This is a genomic window from Aeromicrobium sp., assembly GCF_049587115.1.
GTDB lineage: Bacteria > Actinomycetota > Actinomycetes > Propionibacteriales > Nocardioidaceae > Aeromicrobium.
The window spans coordinates 24548-51344 of the sequence record NZ_JBAVDI010000073.1 but is presented as its reverse complement, the minus strand read 5'-3'; the positions used below and the strand labels follow the sequence as shown (position 1 = coordinate 51344).

Below are 26797 nucleotides of genomic sequence, written 5' to 3'. Positions count from 1 at the left end.
TGATCGCCTCACGTGTCGGGGCTGGCGGCGGCGCGGCCCGGACGGTGCGGTAGGCCGTGACGTCATCAACTTCCCAGCCCAGATCGACCAGCCCGGCCACCAGGGTCTCGGTCGCGATGTCGGCCCGGGGCAGGAAGACCCGGTTGATCGGGTCCAGCAGGTCGTCGTAGGGCGGCCAGTCCTCCAAAAGGCCACGCGCCGACTGCTCGCCGGTGGGAATCAGATCGGCTCGGATGCCCCACGTCGCGATCGCCTCGGCGGTCTTGTCGCCGACCGCGGCGATCTTCAGGCCCGAGAACGCCCGAGCGTCAAGCCCGTACTCCTCGAACTTCTCGCGCACGGCCTTGACCGCATTGACGCTGGTGAAGGCGATCCACTCGTACCGGCCCTCGACCAGGCCACGGACGGCCTTGTCCATCTGCTGCGGATTGCGCGGCGGCTCGACCGAGATGGTCGGAACCTCCTCGGAGAGGGCGCCGAAGCCCCGCAGGCGGGCTGCGAGTCCGGCGGACTGCTCCTTGGTGCGTGGCACCAGGATGCGCCAGCCGTACAGCGGCTTGGTCTCGAACCAGGACAGCGCCTCACGCATCGTGACGACCTGCCCGACGACCGTGATGGCCGGCGCGGTCATGCCGGCGGCCTTGGCGTCAGCGGCGATGTCAGCCAGGGTCGAGACGATCGTGGTCTGCTCGGTCGTCGTGCCGACCCGGGTCATCGCCACGGGTGTGTCACCCTTGCGTCCCGCATCCATCAGCCCGCTGGCCACTTCCGCGATGCGCGCCACGGCTGACAGGAGCACCAGCGTGTCCTCGTTGGCATGATCGGACCAGTTGACTGAAGCGTCCCCGACACTGACCACGGAGTACTCGCGGTGCGTGCGGTTGGTCAGGGGCACTCCGGCATAGGCCGGGACGGCCGAGACCGAGGAGATGCCGGGCACGATCTCAAAGCCGATACCGGCCTTGCTGCATGCGGCGGCCTCTTCGGGTGCCGTGGCATACGTGAACGGATCGCCAGCGATCAGGCGGACGACATGTGAGCCGGTTTTGGCGTGCTTGACGACGAGTCGGGCGCGAGCTGCATGAGTCAGCTTCTCGCCGTCCTCACCGACGCCGCCATCGACGATCTCCGCGCCGTTGGTGACGAGCGCGGACTGCTCGGGCAGCTCCGTGATGACGATGTCGGCCTGAGCCAGGAGCTCGGCCGCGCGCACCGTAAGCAGGCTCGCATCGCCCGGTCCTGCGCCGACGAAGCTCACGTGGCCGCGGGTGGCCTTCTGTGCACTCGGTCGAGGGGTGGACGGTGCATCTCGCATCGCAGTGGTGATGGTCACGGTGATCCTTTTCTCGTTCTGCCTGGGGTTATGAGGCAACGGCCACGAGGGCGTCGGCGCCTTCGGCGAGCATCTCGACAGCGAGACGCTCCCCGACCGCAGCGGCTTCGGATGGCAAGCCGTTCGCGGACAGTCGGATGGTGGACAAGCCGGAAGTGCTTCCGACCACGGCACGAAGCCAGAGCTCATCACCGTCGTCGCCCTCGGCGACTTCGGCGAGGGCCCCGACGGGTGCACTGCAACCTGCCTCGAGGGTGGCGAGGAGGCTGCGCTCGGCAGTGACGGCAGCACGGGTGTCGCTGTCGTCGAGTTCACTGAGCAGGTGAATCGTGGCGGCGTCGCCGGAGCGACACTCGCAGGCCAGTGCTCCCTGCCCGGGGGCGGGAAGCATCTGCAGGGGGTCGATGATCTCGGTCGCCTCGTCTGCGCGGCCCAGCCGCAGCAGACCGGCATGGGCCAGCAGGACCGCGTCGTACTCGCCGGTCGCCACCTTGCCGATGCGGGTGCCGACATTGCCGCGGATTGGCACGACCTCGACGCCGAGCCCGAGCGCGTTGAGCTGAGCCTCGCGGCGCGGCGAACCAGTGCCGACGCGGGCGCCCTGCGGCAGCTCTCCCAGCGTGAGGCCGTCGCGCGCAACCAGCGCGTCGCGCGGATCCTCCCGGACGGGGATCGCGGCAAGCTCGAGCCGCGGGTCGGGAGTCGTCGGCAGATCCTTGAGCGAATGGACGGCGAAGTCGACGTCGCCGCGCACGAGGGCTTCACGCAACGCAGCCACGAACACGCCCTGGCCGCCGAAATCGACGAGCGGCTGTTGACTGCGGTCGCCCTCGGTCGAGATCGCCACGAGCTCGACCTGGATGCCGCGCGCGCGCAGGCGGTCGGCGATCAGGCCCGACTGGGTCATCGCGAGATCGGAGGCCCGGGTGCCAAGACGAAGCGCGGTCATGAGGACTCCCCCTTGACCTGCGTCACGGCGTCGACGGCGGACTGGTCGAGCGCGAACAGGTCCGCCAGCGCATCGGCGTACGTCAGCCCGGCGGGGCCGTCGACCAGCTGCTGGACCCGGACCGTGGGGGCGTGGATCAGCTTCTCGGCAACTCGGTGCAGTGCCTTGCGAACGCTGGCGAGCTCGTCGCTGGTCAGGTCGGGAAGGCGGGTCTGGATGCGGGCGAGCTCGGCGGCGACGACATCGGTCGCCATCGTCCGCAGCGCAACCACCGTCGGAGTGATGTGGGAAGCAGTCTTGGCAGCCAGGAAAGTGCGGACCTCGTCCTCGACGATCGACCGCACCTGAGCGACATCGGTGGCGAGCTCGGTGTTCTCCCCGAGCCGGGCCAGCACGACCAGATCGACCAGATCGACGCCGTCGAGCTCGCCGGCAGCGGGATCGATGTCGCGCGGCAGGGCAAGATCGATCAGCGCCATGGACCGGCCGGTCGAGGCGAGGGCGATGCGTTCACGGTCGAACACGACCCCGGTGGCGCCGGTACAGCTGATCAGTACGTCCGTTGCGGCCAGCTCGACGTCCATGGCCTCCCAGCGCACCGCGCTGACGCCGAAGGTGGCGACCAAAGCGTACGCCCGCTGGAACGTGCGGTTCGCGACCATGATGCGGTGCGGCGCGACGCCCCGACCGATCAGCGTGCGCACTGCCAGGCTCGCCATCGTGCCGGCGCCCGCGACCAGGAACCGGGAGTCCTCGGCGTCGACTATCTCACCGGCGGCGTCCAGCCCGGCGGTCACGATCGACGGCGCCAGACGATCGATTCCAGTCTCGGCGTGGCCCCGCTTGCCGATCCGCAGGGCCTGCTGGAACAAGGCGTTCAGAGCCGAGCCAACGGTCGATTCAGCCTGCGCACCGTGCAGTGCGTCGCGGACCTGGCCGAGAATCTGGCTCTCACCGAGAATCATCGAGTCCATGCCAGCTGCGACACCGAACAGGTGCGCGACGGCGGACTCGTCGAAGTGGACGTACACGTGACGGACGAAGTCTTCTCGCTCGAGACCGGAGTGCTCGGCCAGCAGACGCGAGACCTCTTCGACGGCGCCGTGGAAGCGCTCCGCCTCGACATAGATCTCGACCCGATTGCATGTGGAGACGATGACCGACTCGGTCACGAAGGGAGTCTCCAGAACCAGGTGGGAGAGCTTGACCGCGGCATCGGTGTCGAGTGAGACCCGCTCGAGCACGTCGATCGGCGCAGACTTGTGGGACATGCCCACGACCAGGACGCTCACGCTGTCCCCCTTGTCTGCGCGCCGGACTTGCGCTGCTCGTGGTAAGCGAGGATCTGCAGCTCGATCGACAGGTCAACCTTGCGGACGTCCACGCCGTCGGGCACGTGGACCAGGGCGGGCGCGAAGTTGAGGATGCTGGTGATGCCGGCCGCGACGAGCCGGTCAGCGACGTGCTGCGCAGCAGCGCCCGGGGTCGCGATGATCCCGATCGAGATGGCCCGCTCGCGAATGATGGTGTCGAGATCGTCGACGGCCGAGACCGTGATGCCGGAGATCGTCGTACCGACCCGCTTCGGATCGGCGTCCACCAGAGCGGCCACGCGGATGCCGCGGGTGCTGAAACCCTGGTACGCCGAGAGCGCCGACCCGAGGTTGCCGACGCCGACGATGACGACGTCCCAGTCTTGGGTCTGGCCGATCTCGCGCGCGATCTGGTAGCGCAAGTACTCGACGTCGTAACCCACTCCCCGGGTGCCGTACGAGCCAAGATGTGACAGGTCTTTGCGGAGCTTTGCTGGATTGACCCCGGCGCTCTCGGCCAGGTCATTGGAGGAACATGTCGCGACGCCCTGCTCAGCCAGCACGTTGAGCGCGCGCAGGTAGAGCGGCAGCCGGGCGACCGTGGCATCTGGGATGCCTCGGGCGGTTCCGTCCGCATGAGGGGTGCGAAGTAAGGTCACAGTGCTCCTGGCGCTGCACGGCCGGGGATTATCCCTGTCGGGACTGGCGTGCAGAGCCATCTCAGTTTAAGAGTTTGTGAACGCGTTAACAAAATCGAGGCGAGGCGCCGTGGCCCACGTCACATTCACGGTGCGCGGTTCAGGGCTGTTCGCAGGCGGACGGGATCGACCCGCCAGAAGTCGTGCTGCCTGCCGTCGACGAACGTCACCGGCACCTGTTCGGTGAATGCGGACACCAGTTCGTCGCTGGTCGTGATGTCGACCCGGGCCCACGAGTCGCCGGTATCGGCGCAGATCTCGGCGATCAGTTCTTCGGCAGCTTCACAGAGATGGCACCCCGGGCGCGAGTAGATGACGACGCGCGCGTCGTCGGCGCGCGGGATCATGAGGCGTCCAGGCCCAACGTCGAGCTGCGGGCCAGCGCACGCAGGCGCCCCTTTGCGACCTTGCCGGTCGCCGAGTGCGGCAGGCCGCTCACGACCACGACACGATGCGGCTGCTTGAACCGCGCGAGTCGGGTCCTGCAGTGAGCAGCCACGGACTCCAGCAGGGCGCCCTCGTCGGCCCCGAGCTGCTCGGGCACGACGAACGCCACGACAGCTTCGCCGGTCTCCTCGTCGGGCAGTCCAACCACCGCGACCTGCGCGACGCCCGGGACCTCGGCGATGACGTCCTCGACCTCGAAGGGATAGACGTTGAATCCGGAGACGATGACGAGCTCGCGCAGCCGGTCGACCAGGGTCAGGTCCCCGTCCGCGTCCAGCAGACCGATGTCACCCGTGGGGTACCAGCCGTCATCACGCGGCCCATCGATCCCGTCGGGCCAGTAGCCGGAGAAAAGATTGTCGCCCCTGACCCAGATCTCTGCCGGATCACCAGAGCTCGAGTCCTCGCCGTTCGCCTCGACGATCCGGACGTCGATACCCGGGAGGGGACGTCCTACCGACCCAGCCTTGGGCGAGGTGTCTGCATCGCGGGGCTGACCCAGTGTCGTGGTGATCACCGGCGCCGTCTCGGTCAGTCCGTAACCCTGCTCGATGTGCTTGCCCGACGACGACAAGAAGGTGTCGGCAAGCTCCGGGTCCAGCGCCGAGGCTCCGGACAGAATCGTGGTGACACCGGCGAGCTTGTCCCGCAGGTCCTCGCGGCCGGCCCAGGCTGCCACGACCGGCGGGGCCAGCGGAATGTTCGTGACCCCCTCGGCAACGATCTGATCCAGCAGGCCACCCGGGTCGAAGCCGTCGATCAGCAGCACGCAGGCACCTTGTCGTACGGCCTGGCCCAGCACGCAGTTGAGACCGTAGATGTGGAACATCGGCAGCAGACCCAGGCAGACGTCCTCAGACGTCATCGCAGGCGGGTCCAGCTGCGCGATCTGCTCGATGTTGGCGATCAGGGCGCGGTGGGTCAGCATCGCGCCGCGCGGCTTGCCACTGGTGCCAGAGGTGTAGAGAACGACGGCGAGTGCCTCGACATCGGCGGGCGCCGCAGGGTCGCCGCCGGTCGCGTCCGCGAGCAACGCGTCGAAAGCCGTCTCGCCGGGTCCGGGCTCTGATCCGTCGACGACGACACTGATCTGGTGCTCCTGGGTGACAGCCTCCCGAACCTGGGTGACGCCCGCCTCGTCGCACAACACGACCCGCGCGAGCGAGTCCGCGAGCATGCGGCCGATCTCGCTGGTCGTGGAGCGCGGATTGATCGGCACCGCGACCATCCCGCCACGAAGGATGCCGAAATAGGCGATCGGCAGATCGATGCGGTTCGCCATGGCGATCGCGACCCGCTGTCCCGCGACGAGCCCGCGTGACGTCAGGCCGCGTGCCACGGCGTCAGCAGCCGCGTCGAACTCACCCCAGGTGACCTCGCGGCGGACGGCTCGATGCTCCACGAGGGCAACGCCATCCGGATCGTGGGAAGCGGCCGCGCGGAGGTAGTCGCTGACATTGACTGTCACGACCCGAGTCAACCACACGTCATGGGGCATCGAGCGCGTTAGTCTCGGTTACATGCCCCGGGACGCACGACCCGATCAACCGCGGAATCTGCAGTCGAGATCGGTCCTTTCTGGCCAGGCGTCTGCCTCGGCGTCGGAGATGGAGACCGCTCTCACGACACAACCGGACCTCACCGGCGCGGCGTTCTTCGATGTCGACAACACGATCATGCAGGGCGCTTCCATCTTCCACCTGGCCCGCGGTCTGCATCGGCGGAAGTTCTTCACCACTCGCGACATTCTCAAGGCCACCTGGCAACAGATGTACTTTCGCGTCGCCGGCGTGGAAGATCCCGAGCACATCGCCAAGGCGCGCTCCTCGGCGCTCGCCTTCATCGCGGGACACCGAGTCAGCGAGCTCGAGGAGATCGGCGAAGAGATCTTCGACGAGAACATGGCGCACAAGATCTGGCCCGGGACCCGGGCGATCGCCCAGTGGCACCTCGACCGCGGGCAACGCGTTTGGCTCATCACGGCTGCCCCGATCGAGATCGCCAGCGTCATCGCGCGCCGACTCGGGCTGACCGGAGCCTTGGGCACCGTGTCGGCACACGTCGACGGGGTCTACACCGGCGAGCTGGTTGGCGAGATGATGCACGGCGAGGGCAAGGCGACGGCGATTCGTGAGATTGCCGAGCGCGAAGGGCTGATCCTGGCGAACTGCTACGCCTACTCCGACTCCAGCAACGATCTGCCGATGCTGTCGCTCGTTGGCCACCCGTGCGCAGTCAACCCTGACTCCGCGCTCCGGGCTCATGCCAAGTCGAACGGCTGGCGGATCCGCGACTATCGCACCGGACGCAAGGTCGCCCTGGTGGGCGGAAAAGGCGCAGTGGCTGCGGTCGCGGCCGCTGGCAGCTGGCGTGTGCTACGTCACAGCATAAATAAAAGACACTGACATTACCGCGCGCAGCGGTTACCCTTTCACTGAGCCAGGGAGGGCCTGTGAGGAGAGCCACATTTGCGTTGCGCGAAGCGCTGTCGCTTTCTCTGGCGATCCCCGACGACCGGTCACTGCTCGTCGCCCTGTCCGTTGCCAGCTCTCCGGCGTACGCGCCGTCCACCGGCAACAGCCCCAGCCCGCACGACGACCACGATCCTGAGGCAACCCGCCTCCGTGCGCTCGTCGACCTCGCGAAGGATGGCGACGGCGAGGCATTCGGTCAGCTCTACGACCACTACGTGTCAGGCGTCTTCCGCTTCGTCTACTACCGTGTCGGCTCGCAGCAGCTCGCCGAGGATCTCACCAGCGAGACCTTCGTCCGCGGACTGCGCGCGATCCAACGATTCAACTGGCAGGGCAAGGATTTTGGCGCGTGGCTGACCACCATCGCCCGTAATCTCGTCGCTGACCACTTCAAGTCCAGCCGCGCCCGACTGGAAATCGTCTCGGAGACCATCCCCGAGGGCAAGCTGACTGTCGCCAGTCCCGAGCAGGACGTCCTGGCGTTGATCTCCAACGAGATGCTGTTCGAGGCGGTCAACGGACTGCCCAACGAACAACGTGACTGCATCCTCATGCGGTTCATCCAGGGCATGTCGATCGCCCAGACGGCCGCATCGCTGGGACGGAGTGAGGGCGCCGTCAAGCAGCTTCAGCTCCGGGCAGTGCGCAGCCTCGCCAAGACGATGCCCGAGGACGCCCGATGATGCTCTGCCACCACGCTCCTGTCCTGTCGTCTCGTCGTAACCTCCGAGGCTCGGCAATCGTTGTTATTTCCGGTACATCTACTGCAGTGAGGATCCAGCCATGATCGGCCGTCGCCACCACGACGACGCCCAGGCCTTTGACGAGGCCTGGAGCGGTCGCGCGCCCAGCGACGAGCACATCGCCGTGCTTGTGCAGCTTGCCGAGCAGCTGTGCGAGGCCGCTGTGGCCGAGCCGTCCACGCAGTTCCGTGACACCCTCCGTCAGCAGCTCATGACCGAGGCAGCGACTGTTCTCGTCGTGAAGCCGCCGGCAACGCGCACGGTGACCACACCCGTAACCCCGGTGCACCCCATCCGGCGTCGTGTCGCCGGAGTCACCGCAGCCCTCGTCGCCTCGGCCGGTGTCGTCGGCCTGGTCGCGTCCAGCGCTTCCGCCGTGCCCGGCGAGATGCTCTACCCGGTCAAGCGAAGTGTCGAATCCGTCGAGCTCGCGCTGCACCGCAGCGATGAGTCGCGCGGCTCGTTCCAGCTCGCTCAGGCATCGGAGCGTCTCGCCGAGGCCCAGAAGCTCAGTGCCGACGGCGGGGCCGACAATCAGATCGCCGACACGCTCGATGACTTCTCTTCCCAGGCCACCGAGGGTTCGACGTCCCTGTTCAACCACTTCACCGACAGCGGCGACCAGAAGTCGATCCGCACGGTCAATGACTTCGCCGCCTCAGCAACTGCTGAGCTGGCCACCCTGTCCTCGCTGCTGCCGACGGGCGCGGACAGCTCGTTCGACGCCGCCACCGACGCGATCAGCGATCTGGCGACCCGGGCCTCGTCATTGTGCTCTGCCTGCACGACGGCCGATGTGCAGCAGCTCGTCGCAGCCGTGACCGGCCTGACCAGCACCAGCGACTCCACCCGCGCCACCGTCGAGCCGAAGAGCACCTCGAGCTCGACGCCCAAGGGTTCCACCCCTCGCGCCACAGCTGGGTCTTCGGCACCTGTTTCCGCTTCGGCGCCCGTCGTCGCCAGCCCGACGACATCTCCCACCGCCGTGCCGTCGCTGACAGATGTCACCGATCCCCTCGTCGGAGCCCTCCTGGGCGGCGACGAGCAACTCGGTGTCGTGCCAGGACTGCTCAACGGCCTGCTGGGCGGCGGCAGCAAATAGCACGCGCGGCTTCTTGCCGCTTCGGCTGAACGGTCCTCGCACTGCGAGCCGGTCAGTGTCTCAGAAGAACGCGTTGCCCCGGTCGACCAGCAAGCCGTAGAGGGTCTGCTGGATCGTCTCGCGCACCTGATCTGTGACGTTGAACAACAACATCGGATCGTCGGCGGACTCCGGGTCATACGCATCGGTGCGGATCGGCTCACCGAACTCGATGATCCACTTGCTCGGCAGCGGGATCATCCCCAGCGGTCCCAGCAGGGGGAAGAACGGGGTGATCGGCAGGTAGGGCAGACCGAGCAGGCGGGCCAGTGACGGCACGTTGCCGACCAACGGATAGATCTCCTCGGCACCGACGATCGACACCGGGACGATCGGCACCTGGGCGCGCATCGCGGACGAGACGAATCCGCCACGACCGAAGCGCTGCAGCTTGTAGCGCTCTGCGAACGGCTTGCCGATGCCCTTGAAGCCCTCGGGCCACACGCCGGCCAGCTCGCCCGTCGTCAGCAACCGCTCGGCGTCCTCGGTGCAGGCCAAGGTCGCACCGACCTTGCGGGCCACCTGACCGACGAAGGGCAGCGAGAACACCAGATCGGCCCCCAGCGGGCGGAGATTGCGCCCGGCGTACTTCTTCACCGCGTAACCGGTGATCATCCCGTCGATCGGCACGGTGCCTGAATGGTTGGCCACCAGCAGCGCCCCACCTTCGGCCGGGATGTTCTCGATGCCGCGGACCTCGAGCCGGAACCATTTCTCGGCGATTGGTTCGACTGCGGCGATCAGAACCTCGGTGATCTGGGGATCGAAGCCGAACTCGTCGACCTCGTAGTCACCGCTCATGCGCTTGCGGATCGTGGCGAGCAAGGTCGCGATGCGCGACTCCCAATCGGTGCCGAGAATCCGCTGGGCGGCCTGGACCACGGCGACCAGGATCTCGTCGATCGGAATGCCAGCAGACAGTGGCGCGGCGCCGGCCGTCCGGGTGCGGCTCGCGGCGTCCTCCGCTGCTGCCGCTGCGGCGGCAGCAGCGTCCTCGTCAGTGACGGCCCGGAGGTGGGGCTTGTCCTCCGACTCGCTCGAGGTAGGGGTCACCTTCGGGGCGGCTGCCTTCTTCGGCGGGGTTGCTTTGCTCGATGGCGCAGCGTTCTTGACCGTTGCCTTCTTCGGCGGGGTCTGCTCGGGCTCGGCCGCCGGCTTGGCTTTGACGACGGGTTTGCGCGCCGTGGCCGGCCCAGCGAGCGAACGCGCCGCCGCCGAAGGCGAGGTCTCCCGATTGCCGCGCCCGGCCTTGCCACCTGAACCGATGCTCTTGCGTTCATCCGTCATGATCGTCCCCCCACCACAGCCATGATGCCGGGCCGCACCGACCGGCGAAACTCTTCGAACGTCTCCTGCGAGGAGTTCCGCAGCTCGTAGCCGAAGATGTCACGCAGGGCAGCGGTGTCCATCACCCGACCGTAGGTCAGCAGCCGGTGCAGATCCGGTGAGATGTCAGAGCCAGCAGCACGCAGGACCCGCCGCGCGGCCGTGGCGAACCCCAGCGGCGGCAGCGGAATGATCGGGCGTCCGAGCCGCCGGGCGGCCTGGCTCAGCAGCACCACCCCGTCGCCGGCGATGTTGAAGGTCCCGGGTCGGTCCTTGAGGATCGACAGCCGCAGGATCTCGACAGCATCCTCCAGACTGGTGAACTGGAGCCGCGGGTCGAATCCCATCGCTGCCGGCAGCACAGGGCTGGTGAAATAGGTGCCCATCGGGGTGGTGACCCTGGTGTCCAGCAGCTGCGCTGCCCGCAGGATCGTGATGATCACCTCAGGTCGGCGCCGCGCGAATCCGCGGACGTAGGACTCGACCTCGACGATGTCCTTGGGGAATCCACTTCGTACGCCACCGCGGGCCAGGCTCGACTCGGTGAACATCGCAGGATCGCGGGGCGAGGCGCCGTAGACCGCGCTTGACGAACCCAGGACGAACTTCTTGACCGTGGCCGACCGCTGGCACGCAGCCAGCAGCTGCATCGTGCCGATGACGTTGAGCTCCTTGGCGCCGCCGGTGCGGCCGCGTGGGGGCGGGTTGACGTCGAGGTGGACGACGGTGTCGATGTCCTCGACGGCGATGACCTTGCCCACGACGGGGGTGCGGATGTCGGCGCGAACGAACTTCAACCGACCGGTGTCACCCGACGGGAGCACCGTGTCGATGCCGACGACCTTGCCGATGCCGGCGGCCTCGCCCAGGTCAGCGAGACGGCGCGCGACCAACGACGCGAACGGCCCGGCGACACCGGTGACCAGGACAGACCGGCTCACGTGCTGCTACTTGCCGAGACGACGACGTTGCACTCGAGTGCGCTTGAGCATCTTGCGGTGCTTCTTCTTCGACATCCGCTTGCGACGCTTCTTGATGACTGAACCCACAGGTCACTACTCAATTCTTGTCGTCCACGCGATCGTGGCTGGTGCATGCTGAGACAGGTGGCCACCTCGGCGGTCGACCGACATCGCATGGCGCGGCTTCGATCTCCGATACTGGCTGCCACCAGCGTACACGTGGGCGCCGGCCGAGCCTGCCGCCGACCAGCGGCACCGCCGGTGAGCGCAGGCTTGGCGACGAACCGGTCAGCCAGCCTGGAAGTAGGACTTGCCCAGAAACTCTTCGACAGCGTGAGCAGGCACGCGGAAGGATCTCCCCACGCGGACGGCCTCCAGCTCCCCGGAATGGACGAGCCGGTAGACCGTCATCTTCGACACCCGCATCTGACCTGCCACTTCCGCGACGGTCAAGAACGTTGGTCCGGATGCCATCGACACCACCTGCTTCCTGAGGGGGCACGCGCGCTCTCCAGCTTCCCCACCGGAGAAACAGCGCGCGTGCCTTGGTTGAGACTAGTGCTTCGCGAGGTCTGCGGAACAGTAGTTTACGAAAATCTCTCGGGCGGGGACCGCCGGGCCGCAGCGGCGCCCATCACGGCTGCGGATCCAGCCCATTCAGGGGGAACGCGGCAACCCTCGTCGCCTGGATGGATCGGTCGAGCCAGCTGTCGGGGTCGTACCCCTGCTCCCAAGGCCGATAGGCCGCCGCGCGGCCATCTGTCATCCGCTGCGGACCGGGCATCCCTCGCAGGTGCGCGATGTGCGCACGCCACCTGTCGGGGGTGAGCGTGGACGGGTCGAGCGGCGTACCGGCGATGATCGCGAGAAGGTGCGTCCACGCCCGCGGAACGACGTCCATGACTGCGTATCCGCCACCGCCGGTCGCGACCCACTTGCCACCACACACTTCGGCAGCGAGGTCGTGCAGCGCAAGATAGGACGCGCGCTGACCGTCGACGCTGAGCATCAGGTTCGCCAGTGGATCATCCATGTGCGAGTCGCACCCGTGCTGCGTGACGAGGATGTCGGGTTCGAACTCCCGCAGCAACGGCGGCACGATCGCGTGGAAGGCCCGCAGCCACCCGGCATCGGACGTGCCCGGCGGCAGCGGCATGTTGACCGCGGAACCTTCGGCCCCCTCCCCCCCGGTCTCGGTCGAGAAGCCCGTGCCGGGGAACAACGTCTGCGGTCCTTCGTGGATCGAGATCGTGAGCACCCGCGGGTCGTTCCAGAACATCTTCTGCACCCCGTCACCGTGGTGCGCATCGATGTCGACGTAGGCGACCCGTTGCGCACCATTGTCCAGGAGCCAGCGGATCGCGAGCGCGACGTCGTTGTAGATGCAGAATCCGCTGGCGTTTCCCGGCATCGCATGATGCAGGCCGCCGGTGATGTTGATCGCGCGAGGTGCAGCACCGGTCCACACCCGTCTCGCGGCCTCGACACTGGCGCCGGCGATCAGCGCGCTGGCCTCGTGCATGTGTGCGAACACCGGGTTGTCGTCGGTGCCCAGACCGATCGTGGGGTCCGCATGGGTCGGGTGGTCGCTGAGCTTGTGGACGCGTTCGATGTAACCGGCAGTGTGGATCAACTGGAGCTCGTCGTCGGTCGCAGGCGCAGCCCCCACGACGTCAAGTCCGTCCACGATGCCCATCTGGCGAGCGAGGTCCATCGTCAGCTCGATCCGGACCGGCGCCATCGGATGAGATTGGCCGAAGTTGTACTCGGTCAGGTGCTCGTCGAACACCACGCATGCGCGGTCGGTCATGCCACGAGCCTATGCCGGACCGGACAGCTCGATCGATCGGGCCGTAGCAGCGGCGACACCGGCGATCACGGCATCCTTGACCCCGAGCGCGTCGAACGCGACTATCGCGGCGTGCGTCGTGCCATGGGGTGACGTCACTCGACGCCTGAGCTCCTCGGCCGTCTCATCGGACTCGGCCAGCAGTGCCGCTGAGCCGATGATCGTCTGATCCACCAGCGTCCGGGCCGTCGCCGGGTCGAGGCCCTGGGCGATCCCGCCGGCGACCATCGCCTCGGCGAGATAGAAGACGTAGGCCGGGCCTGATCCCGACACCGCGGTGAGTGCGTCCTGCTGGGTCTCCTGGACAACGACGACACGGCCTCCGGACTCCAGCAGGGTGACGACGGCCGCGACCCGCTCGTCGCTGACGCCTGACCCTGCAGAGACGCCGAACATGCCCTCGCCGACCAGCGCAGGGGTGTTGGGCATGGCACGGACCACTGCGACCCCGGCGGGCAGCGCTGCGGCAATCGTCTCGGTGCGCACTCCCGCCGCGAGTGACACGACTGTCGCGTCAGGTTGCACGAAGTCGGCGATCTCGAGGAGCAGCGCCGGCACGTCCTGCGGTTTGACGACGAGCAGGACCATGTCGGCGTCCCGGACTGCGTCGGAGTTCGTCGTCACCGCGACCCCGTACGCCGCACGGAGCTCCTCGGCGCGGTCTGCCCGTTTTTCCGAGATCACGACATCACTCGCGGCGTGGCCCGACTTGAGAATGGCGGCCAGCAGGGTCTCGCCCATCACACCGGCACCCAGAATGGCAATCCGTTGAGTCATGACGCCGAGTGTAGGTCGACACGACCTAGAGTCGGAGGGTGCGCCTGCGACTCGACCCGTTCATCGTCGCGCTGTTGGCCGCCGCGGTCCTCGCCTCCTTCGTGCCGGCGACGGGTGAAGGGCTGGAGGTGCTGAAGATCGCGGCGATGATCGCGATCGGCCTGCTGTTCTTCCTCTACGGCGCCCGGCTCTCGACGGCGGAGACCCTCACCGGGATCAGGCACTGGCGTCTTCACGTGGTGATCCTCGGCACGACTTTCGTGGTGTTTCCGGTCCTGGGTCTGGGAGCACAGCTGCTCGAGCCGACCATCCTGACACCCGGGCTGGCCGCCGGCGTGCTGCTGCTCTGTCTCGTGCCCTCGACGGTCCAGTCGTGCGTCGTCTACACCCGGATCGCCGGCGGCAACGTGGCCGGCGCGGTCGTCAGCGCCTCGATGTCAAGCCTCATCGGCGTCTTCCTGACTCCCGCGCTCGTGGCGCTGCTGATGACCTCCGACGCCCGGGTCGACGCCGGAGCGGTGCTGCGCATCGTGCTGCAGCTGTTCGTCCCGTTCGTCGCCGGACAGCTGCTACGCCCGCTGGTGGGTGGCGTCGTGGCCCGTCAGGACCAACGACTTCGGCTCTACGACCGCAGCAGCATCGTGCTCGTCGTGTTCGTCGCGTTCAGCGAGGGCGCCGAGGCAGACGTGTGGTCGTCGCTGACGGTCTGGTCGGTGCTCGCGGTGATCATGACGTGCGCCGCGCTGCTGGTGACTGCCACGGGCTGGACCGTCCTGGTCGGCCGGATGCTCGGCTTCGCCAGCGCCGATCGCATCACGATCCTGTTCTGCGGATCCAACAAGAGTCTCGCGAGCGGCCTGCCGATCGCCTCGGTGCTGTTCGCCGGGAACGATGTCGCCCTGATCGTCCTGCCGCTGATGCTGTATCACCAGATGCAGATCATCGCCGGGGCTGTCATCGCAGGCCGGCTCGCGCGCGTCGGCCCGGCCGGACGAGCTGCTTGACCTGACCCCGGCAGACGCTCGGGAGGTCACCCATCCAGTCTCGCCGCCGCGCACCGACGCGCCGTCAGTCAGTGCTGAGGGTCGACTCTCCCGGAGCGCGGTCATCTGGCCGGTCCCGGTCACCGAAGAACCACTCAGCGATGAACAGCACGCCCCCGAGCGCCAGCAGGCCGGCGCACCACAGCAGCGACTTCGGGTCGTCGATCAGCACGTAGCCAAGCAGGATCGCGTTGCCAATGACTCCTACGACCAGCAGCGCGATCGGGGCACGGAAAGTCTCGTCGCCCTCATCCTGCCCTCGGAGCTTGAGGGCGGAGAAGATCACCAACGCGTAGATGACGAGCGTGAACACCACCGTGACCGTGGCCAGTCGGGCTACGACGTCGATGCCTGCGCCGCTCTGGTTGAGCGCGAAGCCCACCAGCAGAAGACTGGACACGACGGCAGCCGCGAACAGCAGCGCGACCCAGGGGCTCTTTCGGGTCTGGTGAATCTTTCCGAAGATGCCGGGCACGACGTCCTCGTTGGCCATCCCGTACAGGATCCGCGACTGGGTCACCACGGCGACCAGCGTGGTGTTGGTGATCGCGATCATCGCGATGACCGCGAACAGAATCGTCATCACTCCCACCGGAACAGGCAGGATCCCCGCCTTCACCACTTCGAGCAGCGCTGCGTCCGAGTCCTGCAGGGTGCCGATCGGCACCGTCAACGCCGAGGTCATCGCGACCAGGACGTAGATGACGCCAGCCGTGATCATCCCGCCAACGAGGGCACGTGGGAAATTCTTCGCCGGATTGATGGTCTCCTCGGCCACGTTGGCAGCGTTCTCGAAACCGGTCATCGCGAAGAAGGCCAGCGCGACACCCGCGATGATGGCGAAGATCGGGCTGCCCTCAGCCCGGAAGTCGCCAAGCGTGGAGAAATCCGCCTTGCCCTGAGCGACGTAGATGACTCCGATCAGCATGACGATCAGCAGGCCGGCGATCTCCACGAAGGTCATCAACATGTTGGTGACGACCGACTCGGTGATCCCGATGAAGTTGACGATCGCGAGTCCGATCACGAACGCAAGGGTGACCAGCAGTGCGGGAGGAAGCGACCAGATCTCGTCGAAGTACGCGCCGAATCCGGTGGCCAGTGACCCGGCCGCGGCAAAGCTCGCCGACAGCATCGACACGGTGATCAGAAAGGTCAGTGGACGATTGTTGAAGGCCTTGTTGACGTAGAGCGCGGCACCTGCGGCCTGGGGATACTTGGTGACCAGCTCGGCGTACGCCAGACCCGTGATCGTCGCGACGGTGACTCCGACGGCGAAGGCGATCCAGAATGCCCCTCCCACGGCCCCCGCCACCAGGCCGATGAGCACGTAGATACCGGAGCCGAGCACGTCACCGAGCACGTAGAAGTAGAGCAGGCGGCCGGTGATGGATCTCTTGAGCTCGCCGTCATCCTCGGATGTGGCGCTCTCCGCCTCGTTCGTCGACATGGTGTGTCCCTTCCCGAGACTGTGATGTCGCTGGCCGTACCCGGCTCGGGCTGCCATAAACGCACGAATGTGAGGCGGGCACGCGGCGCGCGGCCGGACGACCGCGGTCGCGCATCGAATTGCTGGGTTCAGACGGCCGCGTGAAGGCGGGTGAACGCCAGCGCCTCCATCAGATCTGTCTCGCGATCGGCCTGGTCCTTGGCCTTTCGGGTGTTGATCTCCACGACGATCTCACCATCGAAGCCTGTGCCCGCCACGTGGGCCAGGAACTCCTTGCACGGCTGGGTGCCCCGCCCCGGGATCAGGTGCTCGTCCTTGGCCGATCCCGAACCGTCGGCAATGTGGACGTGCGCGAGCCGGCTGCCCAGCGCCCTGGCCATCTGCACGGGGTCCTCGCCCGCGGTGGAGCTGTGTGACAGGTCGACCGTCACGTGCGCGTAGTCCTGCTCCAACGGATCCCACCCCGGGGCGTAGGCCTGGAACTCGCGCTTGCCGGTGCGCCACGGATACATGTTCTCGACCGCGTAGGTGACGTCGTGCTGCGCCTCGAGGTCCGCAATGCCCTCGACGAAGCCGCGCGCGTAGTCACGCTGCCAGCGAAACGGCGGATGAACGACGATGACCGAGGCGCCGACCTCGTGCGCCATCTCGGCACTGCGGTGCAGCTTGCCCCACGGATCGCTGCCCCAGACTCGTTGGGTCACCAGCAGGCACGGCGCGTGGATCGAGACGACCGGGATCTCGTGAAAGGCACTGAGGGCCTTGATCGCGGTGATGTCGGCGCTGACGTCGTCGATTCCGACCATGACCTCGACTCCGTCATACCCCAGTCGGGCGGCCAGCTCGAAACCGCTGGCCGTCGACCCCGGATAGACCGAGGACGTCGACATCGAGACGCGGAGCGGGGCAGGCACGTGCACAAGGCTAGTCCGGACCCTCTAGAGACCGTCCAGATACTCCAGCAACACGCCCTCGCGCATGGCCCAGGGGCAGATCTCCAGCTCACCCAGGTCGAACAGATCCATCGTCGCCTCGGCCACGATCGCGCCGGCTCGGATCTGGTGCGCCCGATCCGGTGAGACCCCCGGCAGCTCGGCGACGGCATCGGTCGACATCGTGGCGAGCTCTTTGACCAACGACGAGAGATCCTGCTTGCGCAGGACACGACGAACGTACTGGCCCTCGCTGGATGACGGCGCCCCGCAGATGCGGGCGAGGGAGCGGAATGTCTTGCTGGTCGCGACCGCGCGATCGAACGGTCCGCCGCGCAGGACCGCGCCCGCCGCGTCGGCGATCGTGGAGCGGACATGCAGTCGGAGCTCGGCCTGGGTCCGGCCCGCGTCGAGCCACTCGCGGGTCAGCCGTCCCGCGCCCAGCGCCGTCGACCGGGCAACGTCGGGGACCTCATCCGCGCCGGCGGCGATCTCCAGCGAGCCGCCGCCGATGTCGAAGACGCCGAGCCGACCGGCCGACCAGCCGAACCAGCGACGGACCGCAAGGAAGGTCACCCGAGCCTCGTCCTCGCCCGACAGGACCTGCAGGTCGAGCCCGCTGGCCTCATTGACCCGAGTGATGACGTCATCGGCGTTGACCGCGTCGCGCACGGCCGAGGTCGCAAAGGCGAGGATCGTGGTGCAGCCCTTGTCCTCGGCCTCACCGCGAGCTTCGACGACGTACTTGACCAGTCGGGCGACGCCTTCCTCGGTCATCGCCTGATCAGCATCCAGATGCTCAGCAAGCCGCAGCGGCTCCTTGTAGGAATGGGCCGGCACGGGTGGACCGCCGCGAAAGGCATCCACCACCAGCAGGTGGCCGGTATTGGATCCGATGTCGAGGACGCCCATGCGCATGAACTCATTCTCGCACCGTCGGATCCGACTACCTCGCCGACGCCGTCTAGACTCTTCCGGTGCCTGAAGTCGAGCTCGGATTCCCCCGCACGTTCGTGGAATTTCCCAACCCCACCGACCCGTCAGAGGTCTTCAGGTGTGATCTGACCTGGCTCACGTCCCGCTGGACCTGCATCTTCGGGGCCGGTTGCCCCGGCATCTACGACTCGAGCCCCGAGGCAGGGTGCTGCACCCTGGGCGCCCACTTCGCCGACGACGAGGACGCCGAACGGGTCAAGTCGGTCATGGAGAAGCTGACCCCGGCTCACTGGGAGCACCATGACGAGGGGCACCGCGGCGGCTGGACCGAGAAGGACGACGAGGGGGAGCTCAAGACTCGGGCGTTCCAGGGCGCATGCATCTTCCACAACTCACGCGGATTCGCCGGTGGTTACGGCTGCGCCCTCCACGGGTACGCGTTGGAGCAGGGCCTCAAGCCGCACACGACGAAGCCGGACGTGTGCTGGCAGCTGCCGCTACGACGCCAGTTCCGCGATGTCGAGCGCGGTGACGGCACCACCTACACCGAGACCCAGATCGGCGAGTACACCCGCGCCGGCTGGGGACCCGGCGGGGCCGATCTCGACTGGTACTGCTCGTCGAACACCGAGGCGCACGTCGGGATGGAGCCGGTCTACGTCTCCAATCGGGACGAGCTGTCCGAGCTGATGGGCGAGTCCGGATACGCCGAACTTGCCCGCTTCTGCCGTGAGCACGAGGCCGGTGGAACCAATACACCACACCCGGCCGACCCCCTGCGCTGACCCCGCGCCCCAGTCGAATGCGGGCGCAGGCAACAATGCGGTATGCGCCTCGATCACGTCTCGTTCGCCGTCGGCCAACACGGTCTCGACGGCACGACTGAAGAGCTCGGCCAGCTGCTTGGTGCCTCGTTCATCGACGGTGGCGCCCACCCTCGGTTCGGCACCCGCAACATGATCCTCCCGCTCAAGAACTCCCAGTACCTCGAGATCGTCGAGGTGCTGGACCACCCGGCGGCCGACAAGGCCGCCTTCGGGCAGGCAGTGCGCCAACGCTCCGATGCCGGTGGCGGCTGGCTGGGCTGGTGCGTCTCGGTCGACGACATGACGGAGGTCGAGCATCGGATGGGGCGGCACGCCGTCCCAGGCAACCGTCGCCGTCCCGACGGCTTCAACCTCGAGTGGCGGCAGATCGGGACGAGCGGAATGAAGGCCGATCCTCAGCTGCCGTTCGTCATCAGCTGGGACATCGACGCCGCCGAGCACCCTTCGCAGATCGCGCCGGCGGAGGTCACCCTGACGGCACTCGAGATTGCCGGAGACCCGCAGCGGCTGGCCGACTACCTCGGCGAACCCGCCGTCGAGGCCCTGGACGACATCGAGGTCCGCTGGGTAGCGCCGCACGGCACGCCGGGCATCCTTGCCGCCCAGTTCACGACCCCCGCGGGAGACGTCCGCATCTGAGCTCGTACCTGCCAGCCTGAGGCAGACTGTCGCACCGCTCGCCTAGGCTGATCTGCATGGCGACCAAGACCGCACGACCGGCCTATGTCTGCGCGGACTGCGGGTGGACGACCAGCAAGTGGGTCGGCCGCTGCGGCGAGTGTCAGGCGTGGGGAACGGTCGACATCACGGCTCCCGCGCGGACCGGCCGCACCCACGCCGCCGCCGTGGCGACACCGGCGATACCGATCAGCCAGGTGCGGATCGAGTCTGCCCGCTCCACGACGTCGGGCATCGGCGAGCTCGATCGGGTGCTGGGTGGCGGCGTCGTGCCGGGCGCGGTGCTCCTGCTGGCTGGCGAGCCCGGCGTGGGCAAGTCGACGCTGCTGCTCGAGGTCGCCGCGCGGTGGGCCAGAGCCGGCCGCCGAACGCTCTACGTCTCCGGCGAGGAATCGGCCGCCCAGGTGCGACTGCGGGCCGAGCGCACCGGCGCAGTCGACGACAACCTCTACCTCGCCGCCGAGACAGACCTCGGCGCCGTCCTGACCCACGTCGAGACAGTCAAGCCCGGCCTGCTGATCGTCGACTCGGTGCAGACCATCGGATCGGCAGATGTCGACGGGGTGCCCGGCGGCGTCACCCAGGTCCGTGAGGTCGCTTCGGCAGTCATCCAGCGAGCCAAGCGCGACAACATCGCGACCCTGCTGGTCGGTCACGTGACGAAGGACGGATCGGTCGCCGGTCCTCGGGTGCTCGAGCACCTCGTCGACGTCGTGCTGCAGTTCGAGGGCGATCGCAGCTCGCGCCTGCGTCTGCTGCGCGCGGTCAAGAATCGCTTCGGACCCGTCGATGAGATCGGCTGCTTCGACCTGGTCGACGACGGGATCGTCGAGGTCCCCGACCCGACCGGATTGTTCGTCAGCCGGCACGAGCGGCCGGTCCCAGGCACGTGCGTGACCGTGACGATGGAAGGCCGCCGACCCCTGCTCGCCGAGGTGCAGGCGCTGACGGTCGCATCGTCGACACCGTCGCCCCGGCGCACCTCCAGCGGGCTCGACTCGTCCCGGGTCGCGATGATCCTGGCGGTCCTGACCAAGCACTGCGCGATCAGGCTCGGTGAGCTGGACGTGTACACCGCCACCGTCGGCGGCGCGCGCCTGGTCGAGCCATCGGTCGACCTGGCGGTGGCGATCGCCACGGCATCGGCGCAGCTCGAGGCAGCCGTCCCGGCCGATCTCGTGGCGATCGGCGAGGTGGGCCTGGCCGGCGAGGTTCGCAAGGTCAGCAACCTGGCCGCACGACTGCGCGAGGCCGAACGGATCGGCTTTCGCCGTGCTGTGGTCCCGGCAGGGTCCGAGGGACTTGATGGGCTCACCACCACCATGACGATCATGCCGGTCGGTGACATCCGCTCCGCGATGGCGTGTCTGAGTGTCACATCGACCGCTTGACTCCGCATACACTGGCATCCCGGGAGAAGGGTTGAGCATGGCAACAGTGGCTGAGCGGACAGCCGCGGCCGCGGCGGCCGCGGAAGCCTCCGCACGCCTGCGCGCCACGCTGGCCTCGATTGCGCCCGGCACGTCCCTGCGCGAAGGACTCGAGCGCATCCTGCGTGGACGAACGGGCGCCCTGATCGTCATCGGCAACGAGCGTCAGATCGAGGCGATGTCGACCGGCGGCTTCGCCCTCGACGTGCCCTTCACCGCGACCGGACTGCGCGAGCTGGCCAAGATGGACGGGGCGATCGTGCTCGACCGCGACGCGACACGGATCCTGATGGCCGGCGTCCATTTGATGCCCGACCCCTCGATCCTCACTCAGGAGACCGGCACACGGCATCGCACGGCCGATCGGGTCGCCCAGCAGACTGGTGTCCCCGTCGTGTCGGTGTCCGCTTCGATGCACATCATCGCTCTCTACCTCGAGAACCTGCGTCATGTCTTGGAAGACACCGGTGCGGTGCTCGGTCGCGCCAACCAGGCCCTGCAGACCCTCGAGCGCTACCGCAATCGGCTCGACGAGGTCTCCGACGCCCTCTCGGCCCTGGAGATCGAAGATCTGGTCACGGTCCGGGACGTCTCGGCTGTGGCACAGCGGCTCGAGATGGTCAGCCGGATCGCCGGCGAGATCGACACCTACGTCCTGGAGCTCGGCTCCGACGGGCGCCTGCTCGCGCTTCAGCTGGAGGAGCTCATCGGTGGAGTCGACGCTGAGCGCGAGCTGATCATTCGCGACTACATGCCCACCGGACGACGGGCTCGCACACCCGAGGCCGTCCTGGCCGAGCTGGCCGCGATCGAGTCGACCAATCTGGTCGACCTCGGGGCGGTGGCCCAGGCTCTGCGCATCGGCACCGGTGAGACCCTCGACAGCCCGTTGGCCCCGCGCGGTTATCGGCTCCTGGCTCGCATCCCGCGACTCCCAATCACCGTGGTCGAGCGCCTGATCGAGCACTTCGGCTCGCTGCAGAAGCTCTTGGCTGCGAGCATCGAGGATCTGCAGATCGTCGAAGGGGTGGGCGACCTGCGTGCCCGCGGTGTCCGCGAAGGACTCTCCCGACTTGCCGAGTCCAGCATCCTCGAGCGATACGTCTAGCCCACCTGCGCGCCTCAGCCGTTCGGCTCGGCCGTGCTCTTGGTGCTCGGAGTCTTGGAGCTCGGGGTCTTGGTGCTCGCGGTCGGTGTGGACTTCGTCTGCTTCGGGGCCGGACGAGGTTTGAGGGTGAAGGTCGTCTTGCCCGGCTCGCCGCCGAAGGTTCCCACCTGCACGATGTACCGCCCGGGAGTTGCGTAACCCTCCCTGGCTGAGCAGGTGCCGCCGGATCCGCGGCCAGACCAGGTTGCCGTGACGAACGAGGCCCAACGAGGCGAAAGCGCAACGGGATCGTCCAGCAGCGACGACCTGCACACGGTGGAATCCCAGATCGGCGTCTTGTTGGCGCTGATGACAGCCACGATGTCCGCGTCCTGCGGGGCAAGCGTGCAGGCTGTCTTCTCGGTCGAGCTGACCACCAGTCCGATCTCCACCGTCCCCTTCGTGAACTGGCCGGAGACGACCGTCGGGGTCAACCGAATCTTCTGGGGGTCGCAGGCTCGACCAGCGCTGACCAGTGTCACCTGGACCGTGTCGCCCTGCGGCTGAACTGTGCTCGGGACGGGGGCCGCGGTGGTCGCCACGGCAGCCGGTGTCGCGGCCTCGGGCTGATCGTCACCGCCAAACAGACGCAGCACGACCCAGACCAACCCGATCAGCAACGCCAGCGCCAGCAGTCGCCTCCGCCAGTAGATCTCGGCGGGCAACCGTCGCTGACTCACGACACCACGATATCGGGCCGAGCGTGCAGCCGGACGGACGACGCGGGTGTCGCGGCTGGTCCTGCTGGGCCGTAGGCGGGCGCGTGCGAGGATCAGGAGACCATGAGCTCCCCCGCCGACCCTGTCCCGGCCGCCGACCTGGCCAGGTTGCACGTGGCAGTGCTCGCATGGTTCGACGACGAAGCGCGGAACCTGCCCTGGCGAGGAGGCGCCTCGCCCTGGGCCATCATGGTCTCGGAGTTCATGCTCCAGCAGACACCGGTCCAGCGGGTCCTCCCGATCTACGCAGCCTGGATGGAGCGTTGGCCCACACCCGCAGCACTCGCCACCGCAACGACCGGCGAAGCAGTCCGAGCGTGGAGCCGGCTGGGCTATCCGCGCCGCGCACTCCGCCTGCACGCCGCCGCGGTCGCGATCGTCGATCAGCACGACGGCGACGTCCCGACGGCGCTTGAGGACCTGCTGGCCCTCCCCGGCGTCGGCGCATACACGGCTGCCGCGATCTCCTCCTTCGCCTTCGGCGGGCGTCACGTCGTGCTCGACACCAATGTTCGTCGTGTGCTCGGGCGGATCGTTCGCGGCGAGCAGTTTCCGGCGCCGTCGGTGACTCGCACCGAGCGGGACCAAGCCGCCGATCTGCTGCCTGCGCAGGACGCACATCGCTGGGCCGCTGCAACGATGGAGCTCGGAGCCCTGGTCTGCACCGCTCGCAGTCCACGGTGCGGCGATTGCCCGGTCGCAGACCTCTGCCGGTGGCGCGCGGCGGGATACCCAGCGCACTCCGGGCCGGCCCGACGGGGCCAGACGTGGGAGGGAACCGATCGACAGTGCCGCGGACGCCTCCTGGCGGCGCTTCGTGCCTCCTCGGATCCGGTCCCCCGCGCCGCGCTCGACCTGGTCTGGCCCGATGCGATCCAGCGGGAGCGCGCGCTGGACGGGCTCATCGCTGACGGGCTCGTGGAGGCGCACCCCGCGGAGTGCTTCGCGCTACCGGGCTGACGGCGCCGCGGCTGTCCAACGACGAGACCCCCCACAGCGCTTGCTGCGGGGGGTCTCGTCGTGAGGTGCTCTGCTACTCGGCGCTCGCCTCGACAGCAGGCGGGACGTCGGGCATCTCCAGCTCGAGCTCGGCCTTGTTACGGCCCTCGAACGTGAAGACCGCGTCGACGCCTTCGCCCTCGACACCGACCAGCACGAGCTGGCCGGGGCGGAGCTCGCCGTACAGCAGCTTCTCGGCCATGACGTCTTCGATCTCGCGCTGCACCGTCCGGCGCAGGGGACGTGCCCCGAGCACGGGGTCGAAGCCGCGTCTGGACAGCAGATCCTTGGCCTCGAGCGTCAGCTCGAGGTTCATGTCCTTCTCGGCGAGACGCTTCTCGAGCGAGTCGATCATCATGTCCACCATCTGCAGGATCTCCTCCTGGGTCAGCGGCGGGAAGACGATGATCTCGTCGACACGGTTGAGGAACTCGGGCCGAAAGTGCTGCTTGAGCTCGATCGAGACGCGCTCCTTCATCTTGTTGTAGGACCCCGCGGTGTCGCCGGCCTGGCTGAAGCCCAGGTTGACGCCCTTGGAGATCTCGCGTGCACCGAGGTTGGTGGTCATGATGACGACCGCATTCTTGAAGTTGATGACGCGACCCTGACCATCGGTGAGGTGGCCCTCCTCGAGGATCTGCAACAACGAGTTGAAGATGTCGGGGTGTGCCTTCTCGATCTCGTCGAACAGCACCACCGAGAACGGCTTGCGGCGCACCTTCTCGGTGAGCTGACCGCCCTCCTCGTAGCCGACGTAGCCGGGAGGAGAACCGAACAGGCGCGAGACGGTGTGCTTCTCGCTGTACTCCGACATGTCGAGCTGGATCAGCGAGTCCTCGTCGCCGAACAGGAAGTTCGCCAACGCCTTGGACAGCCACGTCTTGCCGACGCCCGACGGACCCGCGAAGATGAACGATCCACCCGGACGCTTGGGATCCTTCAGACCCGCCCGCGTACGGCGGATCGCCCGGGACAGCGCCTTGATGGCCTCGTCCTGGCCGATGACCCGCTGGTGGAGCTCTTCCTCCATGTTCAGCAGGCGGCTGGACTCAGCCTCGCTGAGCTGGCCGACCGGGATCCCCGTGGCCTTGGCCAAGACCTCGGCGATGAGCTGCTCGTCAACCACCGCGACAGTGTCGAGGTCGCCGGACTTCCAGGCCTTCTCCCGCTCGCCCTTGGCGTTGATGAGCTTCTTCTCCTCATCGCGCAGCGCGGCGGCGGCCTCGAAGTCCTGTGCGTCGATGGCGCCCTCCTTGCGGCGGCGAACGTCGGCGATCTTGTCGTCGAACTCCTTGAGCTCCGGCGGAGTAGCCATCCGACGGATGCGCAGGCGAGCGCCCGCCTCATCGACCAGGTCGATCGCCTTGTCGGGGAGGAAGCGATCGGAGACGTAACGGTCACCCATCGTCGCCGCGGCCACGAGGGCCTCGTCGGTGATCGATACACGGTGGTGCGCCTCGTAGCGATCGCGCAGGCCCTTGAGGATCTCGACCGTGTCGAGCACCGAGGGCTCCTCGACGAGGATCGGCTGGAAGCGACGGTTCAGGGCCGCGTCCTTCTCGAAGTGCTTGCGGTACTCGTCGAGCGTCGTGGCGCCGATCGTCTGCAGCTCACCGCGAGCCAGCATCGGCTTGAGGATGCTGGCGGCATCGATGGCACCCTCGGCTGCTCCTGCACCCACCAGGGTGTGGATCTCGTCGATGAACAGGATGATGTCGCCGCGCGTGCGGATCTCCTTGAGCACCTTCTTGAGGCGCTCCTCGAAGTCGCCGCGGTAGCGCGAGCCAGCCACGAGCGCGCCCAGATCGAGCGTGTAGATCTGCTTGTCCTTGAGCGTCTCGGGGACGTCGCCGCGGACGATGTCCTGAGCGAGGCTCTCGACCACGGCCGTCTTGCCGACGCCGGGCTCACCGACGAGCACCGGGTTGTTCTTGGTACGACGCGACAGCGTCTGCATGACGCGCTCAGCCTCGTCGTCTCGGCCGATGACCGGATCGAGCTTGCCTTCGCGGGCTGCCTGCGTCAGGTTGCGGCCGAACTGGTCCAGCACCGCCGAAGTGCTCGGCGCGGACTCGCTGGGCGCACCGGCCGCCTCGGCCTCCTTGCCCTGGAATCCGCTGACCAGCGTGATGACCTGCTGGCGCACCCGGTTGAGGTCGGCGCCCAGCTTCACCAGGACCTGGGCTGCGACGCCCTCGCCCTCGCGGATCAGGCCGAGCAGGATGTGCTCGGTGCCGATGTAGTTGTGGCCCAGCTGCAGCGCCTCGCGCAGGCTCAGCTCGAGCACCTTCTTGGCGCGCGGAGTGAAGGGGATGTGACCTCTCGGGGCCTGCTGACCCTGGCCGATGATGTCCTCGACCTGTCCGCGGACGGCCTCGAGCGAGATGTCAAGGCTCTCGAGGGCCTTGGCAGCGACGCCCTCGCCCTCATGGATCAGACCCAGGAGGATGTGCTCCGTGCCGATGTAGTTGTGGCTGAGCATGCGTGCCTCTTCTTGGGCAAGCACGACCACGCGACGAGCACGGTCGGTGAATCTTTCGAACATGGCGTCCCCCTCTGCTGGACTATCAGTTCAGTTTAGTCAGGTCTGGAAATCCGCACGCATGGATGTCCATATGTGTAAC

26 protein-coding genes are annotated in these 26797 nt (G+C 67.5%); 9 read left to right on the top strand and 17 right to left on the bottom strand.

Annotation, left to right across the window (positions count from 1 at the left end; all coding sequences use genetic code 11):
- The 6 genes from WB461_RS07835 to WB461_RS07810 all read right to left on the bottom strand — a co-directional run.
- The coding region (locus WB461_RS07835; RefSeq protein WP_423852172.1) for an SAM-dependent methyltransferase at positions 1–1315 on the bottom strand (1315 nt) is incomplete at its 3' end.
- Positions 1316–1361: 46 nt separating this feature from the next.
- Positions 1362–2282 carry a hydroxymethylbilane synthase gene (gene hemC, locus WB461_RS07830; RefSeq protein ID WP_423852169.1) on the bottom strand — a complete coding sequence of 307 codons (921 nt, stop codon included), beginning with the start codon at positions 2280–2282 and terminating at the stop codon, positions 1362–1364.
- Entirely contained in the window at positions 2279–3574 is a 1296-nt protein-coding gene (locus tag WB461_RS07825) for a glutamyl-tRNA reductase (protein ID WP_423852168.1), read from the bottom strand. The genes hemC and WB461_RS07825 overlap by 4 nt, the downstream gene beginning before the upstream one ends.
- Positions 3571–4254 (bottom strand): redox-sensing transcriptional repressor Rex, encoded by a 684-nt coding sequence (locus tag WB461_RS07820; RefSeq protein WP_423852167.1) that lies wholly within the window; start codon positions 4252–4254, stop codon positions 3571–3573. Before WB461_RS07820 ends, WB461_RS07825 begins: the two co-directional genes overlap by 4 nt.
- A 125-nt stretch (positions 4255–4379) precedes the next feature.
- A complete protein-coding gene (locus tag WB461_RS07815; RefSeq protein ID WP_423852166.1) occupies positions 4380–4640 on the bottom strand; it encodes a glutaredoxin family protein in 261 nt (86 codons plus the stop codon).
- Positions 4637–6208: a class I adenylate-forming enzyme family protein gene (locus tag WB461_RS07810; protein ID WP_423852165.1), complete on the bottom strand. Its 1572-nt coding sequence runs from the start codon at positions 6206–6208 to the stop codon at positions 4637–4639. The genes WB461_RS07815 and WB461_RS07810 overlap by 4 nt, the downstream gene beginning before the upstream one ends.
- Positions 6209–6347: 139 nt before the next feature.
- Here WB461_RS07810 and WB461_RS07805 point away from each other — a divergent pair, with 139 nt between their 5' ends.
- From WB461_RS07805 to WB461_RS07795, 3 genes are all read left to right on the top strand, one after another.
- Positions 6348–7145: an HAD family hydrolase gene (locus WB461_RS07805; protein ID WP_423852164.1), complete on the top strand. Its 798-nt coding sequence runs from the start codon at positions 6348–6350 to the stop codon at positions 7143–7145.
- Positions 7146–7192: 47 nt separating this feature from the next.
- Positions 7193–7897: a sigma-70 family RNA polymerase sigma factor gene (locus WB461_RS07800; RefSeq protein ID WP_423852163.1), complete on the top strand. Its 705-nt coding sequence runs from the start codon at positions 7193–7195 to the stop codon at positions 7895–7897.
- A 100-nt stretch (positions 7898–7997) separates the two neighbouring features.
- Positions 7998–9059, top strand: a complete 1062-nt coding sequence (locus WB461_RS07795) for a DUF5667 domain-containing protein (RefSeq protein WP_423852162.1) — start codon at positions 7998–8000, stop codon at positions 9057–9059.
- A 60-nt stretch (positions 9060–9119) separates the two neighbouring features.
- Here WB461_RS07795 and WB461_RS07790 read toward each other — a convergent pair whose 3' ends face one another.
- The 6 genes from WB461_RS07790 to proC form a co-directional block, all read right to left on the bottom strand.
- Positions 9120–10385: a 1-acyl-sn-glycerol-3-phosphate acyltransferase gene (locus WB461_RS07790; protein WP_423852161.1), complete on the bottom strand. Its 1266-nt coding sequence runs from the start codon at positions 10383–10385 to the stop codon at positions 9120–9122.
- Positions 10382–11365, bottom strand: a complete 984-nt coding sequence (locus WB461_RS07785; RefSeq protein ID WP_423852160.1) for an NAD-dependent epimerase/dehydratase family protein — start codon at positions 11363–11365, stop codon at positions 10382–10384. Before WB461_RS07785 ends, WB461_RS07790 begins: the two co-directional genes overlap by 4 nt.
- Positions 11366–11371: 6 nt before the next feature.
- The gene (locus WB461_RS07780; RefSeq protein ID WP_019143756.1) at positions 11372–11473 is read right to left on the bottom strand and encodes a 30S ribosomal protein bS22; all 102 of its coding nucleotides are present in this window, start codon (positions 11471–11473) and stop codon (positions 11372–11374) included.
- A gap of 201 nt (positions 11474–11674) precedes the next feature.
- Positions 11675–11860 carry a helix-turn-helix domain-containing protein gene (locus WB461_RS07775; protein WP_118398399.1) on the bottom strand — a complete coding sequence of 62 codons (186 nt, stop codon included), beginning with the start codon at positions 11858–11860 and terminating at the stop codon, positions 11675–11677.
- Positions 11861–12020: 160 nt separating this feature from the next.
- Complete coding sequence (locus tag WB461_RS07770) at positions 12021–13196, bottom strand: acetoin utilization protein AcuC (RefSeq protein WP_423852159.1); 1176 nt, start codon at positions 13194–13196, stop codon at positions 12021–12023.
- Positions 13197–13205: 9 nt separating this feature from the next.
- Positions 13206–14012, bottom strand: coding sequence for a pyrroline-5-carboxylate reductase (proC, locus tag WB461_RS07765; RefSeq protein WP_423852158.1), 807 nt, complete (start codon positions 14010–14012; stop codon positions 13206–13208).
- A gap of 38 nt (positions 14013–14050) precedes the next feature.
- Here proC and WB461_RS07760 point away from each other — a divergent pair, with 38 nt between their 5' ends.
- Positions 14051–15016 (top strand): bile acid:sodium symporter family protein, encoded by a 966-nt coding sequence (locus tag WB461_RS07760; protein ID WP_423852157.1) that lies wholly within the window; start codon positions 14051–14053, stop codon positions 15014–15016.
- A 64-nt stretch (positions 15017–15080) separates the two neighbouring features.
- Here WB461_RS07760 and WB461_RS07755 read toward each other — a convergent pair whose 3' ends face one another.
- The 3 genes from WB461_RS07755 to WB461_RS07745 all read right to left on the bottom strand — a co-directional run bounded on the left by WB461_RS07755 (position 15081) and on the right by WB461_RS07745 (position 18355).
- Positions 15081–16505 (bottom strand): APC family permease, encoded by a 1425-nt coding sequence (locus WB461_RS07755; RefSeq protein ID WP_423852156.1) that lies wholly within the window; start codon positions 16503–16505, stop codon positions 15081–15083.
- 128 nt (positions 16506–16633) lie between these two features.
- Positions 16634–17419 (bottom strand): sugar phosphate isomerase/epimerase family protein, encoded by a 786-nt coding sequence (locus WB461_RS07750; RefSeq protein ID WP_423852155.1) that lies wholly within the window; start codon positions 17417–17419, stop codon positions 16634–16636.
- Positions 17420–17443: 24 nt separating this feature from the next.
- Positions 17444–18355, bottom strand: coding sequence for a Ppx/GppA family phosphatase (locus WB461_RS07745; RefSeq protein ID WP_423852154.1), 912 nt, complete (start codon positions 18353–18355; stop codon positions 17444–17446).
- A gap of 59 nt (positions 18356–18414) precedes the next feature.
- Here WB461_RS07745 and WB461_RS07740 point away from each other — a divergent pair, with 59 nt between their 5' ends.
- From WB461_RS07740 to disA, 4 genes are read left to right on the top strand one after another with little or no spacing between them, the layout of a single operon-like run.
- Complete coding sequence (locus WB461_RS07740; protein ID WP_423852153.1) at positions 18415–19158, top strand: hypothetical protein; 744 nt, start codon at positions 18415–18417, stop codon at positions 19156–19158.
- Positions 19159–19200: 42 nt separating this feature from the next.
- Positions 19201–19839, top strand: coding sequence for a VOC family protein (locus WB461_RS07735; protein ID WP_423852152.1), 639 nt, complete (start codon positions 19201–19203; stop codon positions 19837–19839).
- A 56-nt stretch (positions 19840–19895) separates the two neighbouring features.
- Complete coding sequence (gene radA, locus WB461_RS07730) at positions 19896–21269, top strand: DNA repair protein RadA (RefSeq protein ID WP_423852151.1); 1374 nt, start codon at positions 19896–19898, stop codon at positions 21267–21269.
- Positions 21270–21306: 37 nt separating this feature from the next.
- Positions 21307–22416: a DNA integrity scanning diadenylate cyclase DisA gene (disA, locus tag WB461_RS07725; protein ID WP_423852150.1), complete on the top strand. Its 1110-nt coding sequence runs from the start codon at positions 21307–21309 to the stop codon at positions 22414–22416.
- Positions 22417–22430: 14 nt separating this feature from the next.
- Here disA and WB461_RS07720 read toward each other — a convergent pair whose 3' ends face one another.
- Entirely contained in the window at positions 22431–23135 is a 705-nt protein-coding gene (locus WB461_RS07720; RefSeq protein ID WP_423852149.1) for a hypothetical protein, read from the bottom strand.
- Positions 23136–23237: 102 nt separating this feature from the next.
- Here WB461_RS07720 and WB461_RS07715 point away from each other — a divergent pair, with 102 nt between their 5' ends.
- Positions 23238–24134 (top strand): A/G-specific adenine glycosylase, encoded by an 897-nt coding sequence (locus tag WB461_RS07715; protein ID WP_423852148.1) that lies wholly within the window; start codon positions 23238–23240, stop codon positions 24132–24134.
- Positions 24135–24207: 73 nt separating this feature from the next.
- On the opposite strand, the gene WB461_RS07710 is transcribed toward WB461_RS07715, so the two are convergent.
- Positions 24208–26718, bottom strand: coding sequence for an ATP-dependent Clp protease ATP-binding subunit (locus WB461_RS07710; RefSeq protein WP_423852147.1), 2511 nt, complete (start codon positions 26716–26718; stop codon positions 24208–24210).
- Positions 26719–26797: the final 79 nt, after the last annotated feature.

Bases quoted from the DNA above. Each gene is read 5' to 3' on its own strand.
- hemC (WP_423852169.1), bottom strand. From the start codon at position 2,282: ATGACCGCGCTTCGTCTTGGCACCCGGGCCTCCGATCTCGCGATGACC.
- WB461_RS07815 (WP_423852166.1), bottom strand. From the start codon at position 4,640: ATGATCCCGCGCGCCGACGACGCGCGCGTCGTCATCTACTCGCGCCCG.
- WB461_RS07805 (WP_423852164.1), top strand. From the start codon at position 6,348: ATGGAGACCGCTCTCACGACACAACCGGACCTCACCGGCGCGGCGTTC.
- WB461_RS07795 (WP_423852162.1), top strand. From the start codon at position 7,998: ATGATCGGCCGTCGCCACCACGACGACGCCCAGGCCTTTGACGAGGCC.
- WB461_RS07790 (WP_423852161.1), bottom strand. From the start codon at position 10,385: ATGACGGATGAACGCAAGAGCATCGGTTCAGGTGGCAAGGCCGGGCGC.
- WB461_RS07775 (WP_118398399.1), bottom strand. From the start codon at position 11,860: ATGGCATCCGGACCAACGTTCTTGACCGTCGCGGAAGTGGCAGGTCAG.
- WB461_RS07770 (WP_423852159.1), bottom strand. From the start codon at position 13,196: ATGACCGACCGCGCATGCGTGGTGTTCGACGAGCACCTGACCGAGTAC.
- proC (WP_423852158.1), bottom strand. From the start codon at position 14,012: ATGACTCAACGGATTGCCATTCTGGGTGCCGGTGTGATGGGCGAGACC.
- WB461_RS07755 (WP_423852156.1), bottom strand. From the start codon at position 16,505: ATGTCGACGAACGAGGCGGAGAGCGCCACATCCGAGGATGACGGCGAG.
- WB461_RS07745 (WP_423852154.1), bottom strand. From the start codon at position 18,355: ATGCGCATGGGCGTCCTCGACATCGGATCCAATACCGGCCACCTGCTG.
- WB461_RS07735 (WP_423852152.1), top strand. From the start codon at position 19,201: ATGCGCCTCGATCACGTCTCGTTCGCCGTCGGCCAACACGGTCTCGAC.
- radA (WP_423852151.1), top strand. From the start codon at position 19,896: ATGGCGACCAAGACCGCACGACCGGCCTATGTCTGCGCGGACTGCGGG.
- disA (WP_423852150.1), top strand. From the start codon at position 21,307: ATGGCAACAGTGGCTGAGCGGACAGCCGCGGCCGCGGCGGCCGCGGAA.
- WB461_RS07715 (WP_423852148.1), top strand. From the start codon at position 23,238: ATGAGCTCCCCCGCCGACCCTGTCCCGGCCGCCGACCTGGCCAGGTTG.
- WB461_RS07710 (WP_423852147.1), bottom strand. From the start codon at position 26,718: ATGTTCGAAAGATTCACCGACCGTGCTCGTCGCGTGGTCGTGCTTGCC.